This is a genomic window from Limimaricola hongkongensis DSM 17492, from assembly GCF_000600975.2.
Lineage (GTDB): Bacteria > Pseudomonadota > Alphaproteobacteria > Rhodobacterales > Rhodobacteraceae > Limimaricola > Limimaricola hongkongensis.
In genome coordinates this window covers 353,360-365,312 of the sequence record NZ_KK088649.1, presented here as the reverse complement: position 1 = coordinate 365,312, position 11,953 = coordinate 353,360, and the positions used below count along the sequence as shown (strand labels likewise).

The following is an 11,953-nucleotide window of genomic DNA, read 5'->3' as shown; positions in this document are numbered from 1 at the left end:
ATGGTATCCCACCTTGGGATCGGCAAGGAATTCGTCGCCCATATGCCGACCGCAAAGCGAGGTCAGATGTTCCAAACCGAGCGCCCCCGCGGCACGGGACGACGCGCGGCCGGGCTGGCCGAGCTGGTCTACCACACCACCGTGCGCGAGATCCGCAAGGATCACCGCAACGCGCTGGCCGGGCTGGCGATGAACATCGCGCAGACGGTGATCTTCGTGCTGGCCTTCTATCTGATGTTCACCCTGATCGGGGCGCGCGGCGCCGGGCTCAGGGGCGATTTCCTGCTCTACCTGATGTCGGGGATCTTCCTGTTCCTGACCCACACCAAGGCGGTCGCGGCGGTGGTCCGGGCCGATGGCCCGGCCTCGGCGATGATGAAGCACGCGCCGCTGAACACCGCCGTGACGATCTCGGCGGCGGCGCTGGGATCGCTCTATGTCCAGGTGCTGTCGCTTCTGGTGGTGCTGTTCTTCTACCACGTGCTGGTGACGCCGGTGGTGATCGACGATCCGGTGGGCGCGATGGCGATGGTTCTGGTGTCGTGGTTCTCGGGCGTCGGCGTCGGCATGATCTTCATGGCGATCAAGCCATGGCTGCCCGAACTCACCCAGATCGGCGTATCGGTCTATTCGCGCACCAACATGATCGCCTCGGGCAAGATGTTCGTCGCCAACACGCTGCCGGGCTACATGCTGCCGGTGTTCGACTGGAACCCGCTGTTTCACGCGATCGACCAGGCGCGGGGCGAGATCTTTCTCAACTACACGCCGCATTTCACCTCGGCGCTCTATCCGCTCTGGGTCGGGCTGGCGCTGGTGGCGATCGGCCTGATGGCCGAGTTCTTCACCCGCCAGCGCGCGTCGGTGAGCTGGGGCGCGGGGCGGTGAAACGGCTGGCGCTGGTCCTGCTCGTCTGGGCCGCGCCGGCAGCGGCCACGGTCGAGGGCTGGCCCGCGCTGTTCGACGTGGCGCGGGTCGCCGGGAATGACACGCTCAACATCCGCTCCGGTCCGGGCACGGGCCACGCCATCCTCGGCCGGATCGAGCCCGATGCGCGCGGCATCGAGGTGATCGAGATGTCGCGCGACGGGCGTTGGGGCCGGGTCAATGTGGGCGAGGGCACGGGTTGGGCCGCGCTGGCCTTTCTCGACCGGCGCCCCGGCCAATGGCACGGCGCGATCCCGCCCCTCGCCGCCTGCTTCGGGACCGAGCCGTTCTGGCGGCTGGAGACAGGCGCGGCATGGCGGATGCAAACGCCGGAGGGGACGCTGTTCGAGGCGCCCGCCCCGGCGCTGATCGGCAGCCCGTCGCATCGCGGCCATTTCGCCGGGGCGGCGATCGCGGGGGGCACCGCCTGGACGCTGTCGGTGATCAACCGGCATTGCTCGGACGGCATGTCCGCGCGTCGCTACGGCTTCGAGGCGCTGCTGCTGCGCGCGGATACCGAGCCGCAACTCTGGTCCGGCTGCTGCACGCTGGCCGAATAGGCCGCATTCCTTGCAAGGAATGCGACGAAACTCTTGCAAGAGTTTCGCTACCGCACCACCCGCAGCGTCACGTTGATCCGCCCGCCGCCCGGGATCAGCGTCGATGACCCTTCGCGCAGCCGGTCGATGCCGTGATGCACCAGCCGCGCCGCGCCGCCCATCACCGCCACGTCGCCCGAGCGCAGCCAGATCGACGCCGTCCTGCCGCCCTTCTCGACCGACCCCACCCGGAACAGCGCCTCGTCGCCGAGCGAGATCGACACCACCGGAAAGCCGAAATCGCCCTCGTCGCGATCCTGGTGCAGGCCCATCTTCGCGCCGTCGCGGTAAAGATTGACGAGGCAGCTGTCGGGATCGACGCGCGTGTCCGAAACCGCACGCCAGACCGCGAGCACGCTGGCCGGAATCGGCGGCCATGGCGCGCCGGTCTCGGGGTGGCGGGGCTCATAGCGGTAGCCGCGCCGGTCCGCGACCCAGCCCAGCCGGCCCGCGGAGGTGATCCGCACGCTCATCGGCCCGGCCCGCGTGACGGGGCGCATCACCGGTGCGGCGCGCGCCACCTCGCGCAGATCGGCGAGCATGGCCGCCTGCGCCTCGGGGCCGAGCAATCCCGGCAGCACGCGCACCCCGCGCAGGTCGATCTCGGGTTCTGCCATGTCGCGGCTCCGGTTTGCGGTTCCTATCCGGGGGCAAAATGGCGCCTCTGTGCCACCTCTGCCAGTTGCAGCCCGAAAACGCCCTCCCTATATAGCCCAGTGATCCGCGGCGGGGCCTGCTTCGCCGCAAAACTCCTGTCCGGGGCTGATGCCTCAACGGGTCCGCACCGGAAAACCGCCTAGAGCTAGAGGGTTTTGAACATGGCTAAAGTAATCGGCATCGACCTCGGGACCACCAATTCCTGCGTCGCGATCATGGACGGCTCGCAGCCCCGCGTGATCGAGAACTCCGAAGGCGCGCGCACCACCCCGTCGATCGTCGCCTTCACCGACGATGAACGGCTCGTCGGCCAGCCCGCCAAGCGGCAGGCCGTCACCAACCCGTCCAACACCATCCACGCGGTCAAGCGTCTGATCGGCCGCCGCATGTCCGACGCCGCGGTCGAAAAGGACCGCAAGCTGGTCCCCTACCAGATCGTCGATGGCGGCAATGGCGACGCCTGGGTCGAGGTGAAGGGTGAGAAGTACTCCCCGTCGCAGATCTCGGCCTTCACGCTGCAGAAGATGAAGGAGACCGCCGAGTCCTATCTCGGCGAAGAGGTGACGCAGGCCGTCATCACCGTCCCCGCCTATTTCAACGACGCCCAGCGTCAGGCCACCAAGGACGCCGGCAAGATCGCCGGTCTCGAGGTGCTGCGCATCATCAACGAGCCGACCGCCGCGGCGCTGGCTTACGGTCTCGACAAGAAGGACAGCAAGACCATCGCCGTCTACGACCTCGGCGGCGGCACCTTCGACGTCACCATCCTCGAGATCGATGACGGGCTGTTCGAGGTGAAGTCGACCAATGGCGACACCTTCCTCGGTGGCGAAGACTTCGACATGCGGATCGTGAACTACCTCGCCGAGGAGTTCAAAAAGGAGCATGGCAGCGATCTCACGCAGGACAAGATGGCCCTGCAGCGTCTCAAGGAAGCCGCCGAGAAGGCCAAGATCGAGCTGTCCTCCTCGAACCAGACCGAGATCAACCAGCCCTTCATCTCGATGGACGGCAAGACCGGCACGCCGCTGCACCTCGTGATGAAGCTGACCCGCGCCAAGCTGGAAAGCCTCGTCGGCGACCTGATCAAGGCCTCGATGAAGCCCTGCCAGGCGGCGCTCAAGGATGCCGGCATCTCGACCTCCGAGATCGACGAGATCGTGCTGGTCGGCGGCATGACCCGCATGCCCAAGGTGGTCGAGGAAGTGACCAAGTTCTTCGGCAAGGAGCCGCACAAGGGCGTGAACCCCGACGAGGTCGTCGCCCTCGGCGCCGCCATCCAGGCCGGCGTGCTGCAAGGCGACGTCAAGGACGTGGTGCTGCTCGACGTGACGCCGCTTTCGCTCGGCATCGAGACGCTGGGCGGCGTGTTCACCCGGCTGATCGACCGCAACACCACCATCCCGACCAAGAAAAGCCAGATCTTCTCCACCGCCGAGGACAACCAGAACGCGGTGACGATCCGGGTCTTCCAGGGCGAGCGCGAGATGGCCGCCGACAACAAGATGCTCGGCCAGTTCAACCTCGAGAACATCCCGCCCGCGCCGCGCGGCATGCCGCAGATCGAGGTGACCTTCGACATCGACGCCAACGGCATCGTGTCGGTCTCGGCCAAGGACAAGGGCACCGGCAAGGAGCAGAAGATCACCATCCAGGCGTCGGGCGGTCTGACCGATGACGACATCGAGAAGATGGTGCGCGAAGCCGAGGAGAACGCCGAGGGCGACAAGAAGCGCCGCGATCTGGTCGAGGCCAAGAACCAGGCGGAGAGCCTGATCCACTCGACCGAGAAGTCGATGGAAGAGCACTCCGACAAGGTCGACCCCTCGACCATCGAGGCGATCGAGCTGGCGCTGGCCGCGCTCAAGGACGAGCTGGAGGGCGACAACCCCGACAAGATCCGCGCCGGCATCCAGAACGTCTCTGAATCGGCGATGAAGCTGGGCGAGGCGATCTACAAGGCGACGCAGGCCGAAGCCGGCGAGGAGGAGCCCGCCGAGGCGGACACCAAGTCGCGCGACAATGACGATGACGGCATCGTCGATGCCGACTTCGAGGATCTGGACGACGACAAGCGGGGCCGCTGAGGCATCGCGATCGCTCTAGTCCAAGGAGCCGGCCCGTCGACCGGGTCGGCTCCTTTCCGTTTCTGATAGATGGACGATCCCATGGCAAAACGCGACTACTACGAAACGCTCGGGGTCTCGAAGGGCGCGTCCGCCGACGAGATCAAGAAGGCCTATCGCCGCAAGGCGAAGGAGCTGCACCCCGACCGCAATTCCGACAATCCCAACGCCGAGGAACAGTTCAAGGCCGCCAACGAGGCCTATGACGTTCTGAAGGACGCCGACAAGAAGGCCGCCTATGACCGCTATGGCCACGCCGCCTTCGAAGGCGGCATGGGCGGGCGGCCGGGCGGCGGCGCGGGCGGCTTCCGCGGCCAGGGCGATTTCGCCTCGGCCTTCTCGGACGTGTTCGACGACCTGTTCGGCGATTTCATGGGCGGCCAGCGCGGCGGCGGCCGCAGCCGCGCCGCGCGCGGCAACGACCTGCGCTACAACCTGCGCATCAGCCTCGAGGACGCCTTTGCCGGGCTGCAGAAGACCGTCACGGTGCCGACCTCGGTCAGCTGCGACAAATGCCAGGGTTCGGGCGCGTCCGACGGCTCCGAGCCCGCCACCTGCCCGACCTGTTCTGGCATGGGCAAGGTGCGCGCGCAGCAGGGCTTCTTCACCGTCGAGCGGACCTGCCCGACCTGCAACGGCATCGGCCAGATCATCAAGGATCCCTGCCGGGCCTGCCAGGGCGCGGGCCGCGTCGAGAAGGAGAAATCCCTCTCGGTCAACATCCCCGCCGGCGTCGAGACCGGCACCCGCATCCGGCTCGCCGGCGAGGGCGAGGCGGGGCTGCGCGGCGGTCCCTCGGGCGATCTCTACATCTTCATCGACGTGGCCGAGCACCAGCTGTTCAAGCGCGACGGTCACGATCTTTACTGCCGCGTGCCCGTTTCCATGGCGGCGGCGGCGCTGGGCGGCGACATCGAGGTGCCGACCATCGATGGCGGCAAGTCCCGCGTGAAGATCCCCGAGGGCAGCCAGTCGGGCCGGCAGATGCGCCTGCGCGGCAAGGGCATGCCCGCCCTGCGCGGCGGCCAGCGCGGCGACATGTTCATCGAGCTTGCCGTCGAGACACCGGTGAACCTCACCGGGCGGCAGCGCGAGCTTCTGCGCGAATTCGACGAGCTGGGCGAGAAGAACAACCCGCAAAGCTCGAACTTCTTCTCCGCCGTGAAGGGGTTCTGGGATTCGATGAAGGGCTGAGACGCTCTTAACGCCGCCTTAACCATGCCCGCGACAGGCTCGCGGGCATGGCCCCCGATCCCTCCTTCGCCGAACGCCCCCTGCCCTTCGATCATGACGAGGTGGCCGAGGCCGTGCCGCTGCCGAAGGGGCGCATTCCCTCCTACATGGCCGATCACCGCCGCCGCCTGCGCGAGCGGTTCCTGTCGGGCGGCGCCGACGCCATGCCCGATTACGAACTGCTGGAGCTTTTGCTGTTCCGCGCCATCCCGCGGCAGGACGTGAAGCCGCTGGCGCGGCGGCTGATCGACGCCTTCGGCGATCTCAACCGCGTGCTCGCCGCCCCCGCCCCCCGCCTGACCGAAATCGACGGGGTCGGCCCCGCCGTGCTGTGCGAGATCAAGGTGGTCGAGGCCGTGGCGCATCGCATGGCACGGGCGCGGGTGATCGCGCGGCCCGTGCTGTCGGGCTGGGAGCCGCTTCTGGATTACTGCCGCACCGTGATGGCGCATCGCGACACCGAACAGTTCCGGGTGCTGTTTCTCGACCGGCGCAACGTGCTGATCGCCGACGAGGCGCAGGGGCGCGGCACGGTCGATCACGTGCCGGTCTATCCGCGCGAGGTGGTGAAACGGGCGCTGGAGCTCAACGCCTCGGCGCTGATCCTCGTGCACAACCACCCCTCCGGCGACCCGACCCCGTCGGAGGCCGACATCGCCATGACCGCGCAGATCGACGCGGCGGCGCGGGCGCTGAACCTCACGCTGCACGATCATCTCGTGATCGGAAAATCGCGCGAGACCAGCTTTCGCGCCGACGGGCTGCTCTAGCGCAGCGGCCCTTCCCACAGCTCGACCCGGCGGTTGATGCCGCGGCCCGTCTCGGTGTCGTCGCAGCCCATCGGCATCGCCTCACCGAAGGCCGCCACCTCGAGCGTCACGTCGGGCGGCAGGGCACCGCCGAGCAGCGCCAGCACCGAGGCGCGCACCGCGCGGGCCCGCTCCAGCGACAGGTCGTGATTGGCCATCGGTCCGCCACGTCCGTCGCTGAACCCCGCCAGAAGCAGCGAATGCCCGGCATGGCGCCCGTCGCGGATCGCCTGTGCCAGCTGCACCACCCGGCTGCGCGACACCGCGTCGAGCGCCGCCTCTCCCGCCTCGAAGCGGAAGGTGGTCGACAGCCGCAGCCGCGGCTCCAGCACCCGCAGCATGCGCTGCAGCTCCGCCAGCCCGACATCCTCGCCCGCCGACAGCACCGCCCCCGCGAGACGGCGGCCCTGCGCCTCGATCGGGATGGGCAGCGGCGCGAGACCGGTCACCCCCGCCCGCCGCAGCACGAGCTGCGCCTCGGCGGTGGCGATCCAGCCGAGAAAGGCCTCCGCCCGTTCGGGCAGGCGGCGCATCGGGCGATAAAGCACCAGCGGCAGGGTGATCGGGAAATCCCCTGTCACCACGGTCTCGGGCGCGGCATGGCTGCGCAGCCCGCACGGCCCCCCAAGCGCCAGCGGCTGCGCCACACCGGTGCGCCCGAAGGGCAGCATGCCGATCGCGCCGGGATCTGCGGCGACGGCAGCGGCCAGCCTTTCGGTGTCGGGATGGCGGGTCACCTCCGCCGACAGTTCTTTTCCCGCCAGCCCCCGCATCATGGCCTCGAAGCCCTGCATCTGGCCGCTCGCCTCGGGGCCCAGATGCAGCCGCACCGGCAGCTCCGGCCCGCCCAGCCCGGACCAGTCGGCAATCTCGCCGCTATAGAGACGCGCCAGCTGCGACGGCGACAGCGCCTCGATCCGCCGTCCCGGCGCCACCACCGGCACCAGCGCGTCGAGCCCGATCAGCTGCAGCCGTCCCGGCGCGTCGAGCCGCCCCAGCCCCGCATCGCGCGCCAATGTCAGCTCCTCGGCGTCGAGCAGCCGCTCGGCCATGGCAAGATCGGCCTCGTCGGCCAGAAGATCGGCGAAACCATCCTGCGTCGAGGTCAGCCGGAACGACACCCGCAGCCGCGTCGCGCCGTCCTCGGGAGAGACAAGGCTGTAGGTCCGGTGCGTGCTGTCGGTCTCGGCGATCTCCAGCGCCAGCCCCCGGTCGCGCGCATAGCCGTCCACCAGCGCCGGCAGCACCAGCTCGCCCATCCGCGCGGCCCCCGACAGCCGCAGCTCGGGCACCCAGGTGTCGGGGTCGGGACAGGCCGCGCCCTCGCAGACCACACCGGCCAGCGGCAGCGTCAGTTCGCCATGCTCGGTGGCGACCCGCAGGTAGCGGCCATCATAGCCCAGAAGGCTGCCCGACAGGGCGAGCGTGCCGCTGCGCGAGGTCAGCCGCACCTCGCGGTCGGGCGCCTGCGCGGTACTGATCGTCGGCGCAACGGCCAACGCGGCCCAGAAGGCCGCGCCGGACAGGATCGAGAAAAACGGGAAGGTTGCGGATCGGTTGGGCGTCATCTCGCCGCGAGTGTCCGCCCCGCTTCGAGGTTTTGCAAGACGAGAAGCTCGCCCACCGCGTCACAGCCCGGAAGCGTGACCTCGAGGTCGGTGCTGGTGAGCCCGCCCGCCGCATCGGCCTGCACCAGCTCGGCCATCACCGCCGCGCCGCAATTGCGCGCGGCCACGTCGATCTCGACGCTGAGCGTGGCGGCGTCCTGCGCCGGGGCGCTGTAGATTTCGGCCAGCCGCGCCTCCGGCACCGCCGGGTGCCCCAGCGCCACCATCGAGGGCCCATTGCCCGCGGCGACCGGCGTGGCACGGCTGACATGGCCCGCGGCGCCATGGCGCGCGCCCGGCGCCAGCGCATGCAGCGACAGCCCGTCGCCATCGCGCCATTGCAGCGCCACGCGCCGCCACTGCGCCATGTCGGGCAGCACCGTCCGGGCGACCGCCGTGACGCCCGCCGCCTCGGCCATGAACACCGCCTCGCGCGACAGCGCCGGGAACAGCGCCTCGGCTTCGCCCTCCGCATCGGTGAGCAGCGTCACGGTCAGCCCCTGATGGTGCAGCGTGACGCGGGCCTCGGGCGCGCAGGGCGCGGTGAACCGCAGCGCGGCGATGGCGCCGGGGCGCGGCGTCGCGGTCAGACGGCTTTGGCAGCCATCGGCGGCGGAGGTGGCGACATGGGTGTCGAGACCGGGCAGCCGGTCGGGGCTGCGCGACAGGTTCGGCCGGTCGAAGACCGCCGTGGCGACCGGGGCGGGCTCCGTCGCCGCGGCGATCAGCATGGGCGCTTCGGCAAAGGTCTGCGGCAGGTCGACCGGCGTCGCGGCGGCGCGCGAGACGCCGCTTTCCATGAAATGCCCGATGGCGAAGGCCGCGCCCGCGCAGGCGGTCGCGGTGGCGAGAAAACGCAAGACGGCCATGACCCGATCCTTATTCAACTCGCCCGATCATGACCGGGCGACAAGGCCCGCGCGCGACCGCAACCCGGCAGCACGGGGGAGTCATCCGGGCACAAATGCGGCATGCGCCTTGGCCCGGATGTCCGCGGCAGGATCAGAGCTTGCCGTGGCAGTGCTTGAACTTCTCCCCCGAGCCGCAGGGGCAGGGACCGTTGCGCGAGGGCGAGCCCCAGCTCGACGGGTCGGTCTCGTCGAAGCCGGGCGCCGGGGCGGCGGCGGCTTTCGGCGCCGCCCCGGCGGCGGCCAGCTCGGGCGCCTCGCGGCGCGGAGCCGGGGCGGGCTGCGCCGCGGCACCGCTGGCGGCGGCCCCCGTGGCGGCACCGCCCGCCGTGGCGCCCGCGGCCCCGGTGGCTCCGGCAGCTCCGCCACCGGCCTTGGCCGCCTGCGCCTGCATCGCGCGCTGCAGCATCGCCTGCTGCTCTTCCTTGGAGATCGGCCGGATCTGCGCCAGCTTTTCCGTCACCTCGCTGCGCAGCCCGTCGAGCAGGCCTTCGAACAACTGGAAGCTCTCGGTCTTGTACTCGTTGAGCGGGTCGCGCTGCGCGTAGCCGCGGAAGCCCACCACCGAGCGCAGATGTTCGAGCATCAGCAAATGATCGCGCCACTTGGCGTCGATGGTCTGCAACAGCACCTGCTTCTCGATGCTCTTCATCGTCTCGGCGCCGAAGGTCTCGGTCTTTTCGGCCATCAGCTTGTCGGAGGCCTCTTCGAGCCGCTCGCGGATGTCGCCGTCGTCGACGCCCTCCTCATCGGCCCATTTCATCACCGGCACGTCGACGCCGAGCACCTGGATCGCCTGCGCGTAGAGGCCTTCGGTGTCCCACTGGTCGGCATAGGCCTTGGGCGGGATGTGGGTGGCGACGAGATCCTCGATCACTTGGTGGCGCATGTCGGCGACGATCTCGCTCAGGTCCTGCGCCTCCATGATCTCGCGGCGCTGGGAGAAGATCACCTTGCGCTGCTCGTTCATCACGTCGTCGTATTTCAGAAGCTGCTTGCGGATGTCGAAGTTGCGCCCCTCGACCTTGGCCTGCGCGCGCTCGAGCGACTTGTTCACCCAAGGGTGCACGATCGCCTCGCCTTCCTTCATGCCCAGACCCGCGAGCACCTTTTCCAGCCGCTCCGAGCCGAAGATCCGCATCAGGTCGTCTTCGAGGCTCAGGAAGAAGGACGACCGCCCCGGATCGCCCTGACGACCCGAGCGGCCGCGCAGCTGGTTGTCGATGCGCCGGCTTTCGTGCCGCTCGGTGGCCAGCACGAACAGGCCGCCCGCCTCGAGCACGGCCTTCTTCTCGTCGGCATGCTCGGCTTCGATCCGGGCGCGGATCTCGTCGGGATGGGCCTCGGGATCGGCGGCCAGCGCCTCCAGCACCTTCAGCTCGACATTGCCGCCAAGCTGGATGTCCGTGCCGCGCCCGGCCATGTTGGTGGCGATGGTCACGGCGCCGAGCTTGCCGGCATCGGCGATGATCTGCGCCTCCTGCTCGTGCTGGCGGGCGTTGAGCACGTTGTGCTTGATGCCTTCCTTTTCGAGCATCTGGCTCAGGAATTCGGATTTCTCGATCGAGGTGGTGCCGACGAGGATCGGCTGACGCTTTTCATGCGCCTCCTTGATCGACGTCACCACGCCCTCGAACTTCTCGCGCGCGGTGCGGAACACCTGGTCGTGCTCGTCGCGCCGCTGGATCGGCCGGTTGGTCGGCACCTCGACCACGCCGAGGCGGTAGATCTCGAAGAATTCGTCGGCCTCGGTCAGCGCGGTGCCGGTCATGCCCGCGAGCTTGTCATAAAGCCGGAAATAGTTCTGGAAGGTGACGCTGGCCAGCGTCACGTTCTCGGGCTGGATGTCGAGCTCTTCCTTGGCCTCGATCGCCTGGTGCAGCCCGTCCGACAGGCGGCGGCCATGCATCATGCGGCCGGTGAACTCGTCGATCAGCACCGCCTGCCCGTCGCGGATGATGTAATCCTTGTCGCGGGTGAACAGCTTGTGCGCGCGCAGGCCCTGGTTGACGTGGTGCACGATGGTCGTGCTCTCGGGGTCATAGAGCGTCTGGCCCTCGGGCAGGATGCCCGCCGCCTGCAGCCGCTCCTCGAGGAACTCGTTGCCCTCGTCGGTATAGGTGACCGAGCGGGTCTTCTCGTCGAGGGTATAGTGCTCCTCGGTCAGCTCGGGGATCACCCGGTCGATCTGGCGATAGAGCTCCGAGCGGTCCTGCGACGGCCCCGAGATGATCAGCGGCGTGCGCGCCTCGTCGATCAGGATGCTGTCGGTCTCGTCGACGATCGCGAAGTTGTGGCCGCGCTGGTTCATCTGCGCCAGCTCCGACTTCATGTTGTCGCGCAGGTAGTCGAAGCCCAACTCGTTGTTGGTGGCATAGGTGATGTCGGCGGCGTAGGCGCCCTTCTTCTCGGCCTCGGGCTGCTGCGGATAGACCACGCCCGTGCTCAGGCCGAGCGCGCCATAGACCTTGCTCATCCATTCGGCATCGCGCTTGGCGAGGTAGTCGTTGACGGTGACGACATGCACGCCCTTGCCCGACAGCCCGTTGAGATAGGCCGGGAAGGTCGCGACCAGCGTCTTGCCCTCGCCAGTCTTCATCTCGGCGATGTTGCCCTGATGCAGGAAGATGCCGCCCATCAGCTGCGTGTCGAAGGCGCGCAAACCGAGCGCCCGGCGCGCCGCCTCGCGGCAGTTGGCAAAGGCCTCGGGCAGCAGGTGATCGAGGCTTTCGCCCTTTTCGATCCTGTCCTTGAATTCCGCGGTCTTGGCCTTGAGGCCCTCATCGTCCAACGCCTGGAACTCCGGCTCCAGCGCGTTGATCTTCTCGATCAGCGGTCGCGTGGACTTGATCTTGCGGTCGTTCGGCGTGCCGAAGACCTTCTTGGCCAGCGATCCGATACCCAGCATTGGCGATTGTCTCCTGCCGTCGTTCTTTGATCTGCAAGGAGGTCGCTTGTCGCCCCCGCATGTGGGGCATAGATAGGGCGCAAGTGCCGCCCTTTGCCAGCCCATCAGGCGATGTAAGGGGCGGGGGACCGAGTGTCAACGTCGCGCCCGGGACGCGTTCCCCGCGCGGCAAGGGAAGG

General features: G+C 68.6%; 9 protein-coding genes. 5 read left to right on the top strand and 4 right to left on the bottom strand.

Annotated features, from left to right (window positions below):
- Window positions 1-66: 66 nt before the first annotated feature.
- A complete protein-coding gene (locus tag LOKHON_RS03795) occupies window positions 67-888 on the top strand; it encodes an ABC transporter permease (protein ID WP_026147384.1) in 822 nt (273 codons plus the stop codon).
- Window positions 885-1,487, top strand: a complete 603-nt coding sequence (locus LOKHON_RS03790; protein ID WP_017927729.1) for an SH3 domain-containing protein — start codon at window positions 885-887, stop codon at window positions 1,485-1,487. The genes LOKHON_RS03795 and LOKHON_RS03790 overlap by 4 nt, the downstream gene beginning before the upstream one ends.
- Before the next feature lie 47 nt (window positions 1,488-1,534).
- Here the strand turns inward: LOKHON_RS03790 and LOKHON_RS03785 are convergent, their stop codons facing one another.
- Window positions 1,535-2,143: an alpha-ketoglutarate-dependent dioxygenase AlkB family protein gene (locus tag LOKHON_RS03785; protein ID WP_017927730.1), complete on the bottom strand. Its 609-nt coding sequence runs from the start codon at window positions 2,141-2,143 to the stop codon at window positions 1,535-1,537.
- Window positions 2,144-2,344: 201 nt separating this feature from the next.
- On the opposite strand from LOKHON_RS03785, the gene dnaK reads away from it, so the two are divergent.
- The 3 genes from dnaK (at window position 2,345) to radC (ending at window position 6,312) form a co-directional block, all read left to right on the top strand.
- Window positions 2,345-4,270, top strand: a complete 1,926-nt coding sequence (gene dnaK / locus LOKHON_RS03780) for a molecular chaperone DnaK (protein WP_017927731.1) — start codon at window positions 2,345-2,347, stop codon at window positions 4,268-4,270.
- Between the two features lie 81 nt (window positions 4,271-4,351).
- The gene (gene dnaJ / locus LOKHON_RS03775) at window positions 4,352-5,503 is read left to right on the top strand and encodes a molecular chaperone DnaJ (RefSeq protein ID WP_017927732.1); all 1,152 of its coding nucleotides are present in this window, start codon (window positions 4,352-4,354) and stop codon (window positions 5,501-5,503) included.
- A gap of 47 nt (window positions 5,504-5,550) precedes the next feature.
- Window positions 5,551-6,312: a RadC family protein gene (radC, locus tag LOKHON_RS03770; protein ID WP_017927733.1), complete on the top strand. Its 762-nt coding sequence runs from the start codon at window positions 5,551-5,553 to the stop codon at window positions 6,310-6,312.
- Here the strand turns inward: radC and LOKHON_RS03765 are convergent.
- From LOKHON_RS03765 to secA, 3 genes are all read right to left on the bottom strand, one after another.
- A complete protein-coding gene (locus LOKHON_RS03765) occupies window positions 6,309-7,919 on the bottom strand; it encodes a substrate-binding domain-containing protein (RefSeq protein WP_017927734.1) in 1,611 nt (536 codons plus the stop codon). The two genes, radC and LOKHON_RS03765, sit on opposite strands and share 4 nt — an antisense overlap.
- On the bottom strand, window positions 7,916-8,827 hold the full coding sequence (locus tag LOKHON_RS16040) for a hypothetical protein (protein ID WP_017927735.1): 912 nt from the start codon (window positions 8,825-8,827) through the stop codon (window positions 7,916-7,918). Before LOKHON_RS16040 ends, LOKHON_RS03765 begins: the two co-directional genes overlap by 4 nt.
- A gap of 133 nt (window positions 8,828-8,960) precedes the next feature.
- On the bottom strand, window positions 8,961-11,774 hold the full coding sequence (secA, locus tag LOKHON_RS03755; protein WP_017927736.1) for a preprotein translocase subunit SecA: 2,814 nt from the start codon (window positions 11,772-11,774) through the stop codon (window positions 8,961-8,963).
- Window positions 11,775-11,953 lie beyond the last annotated feature (179 nt).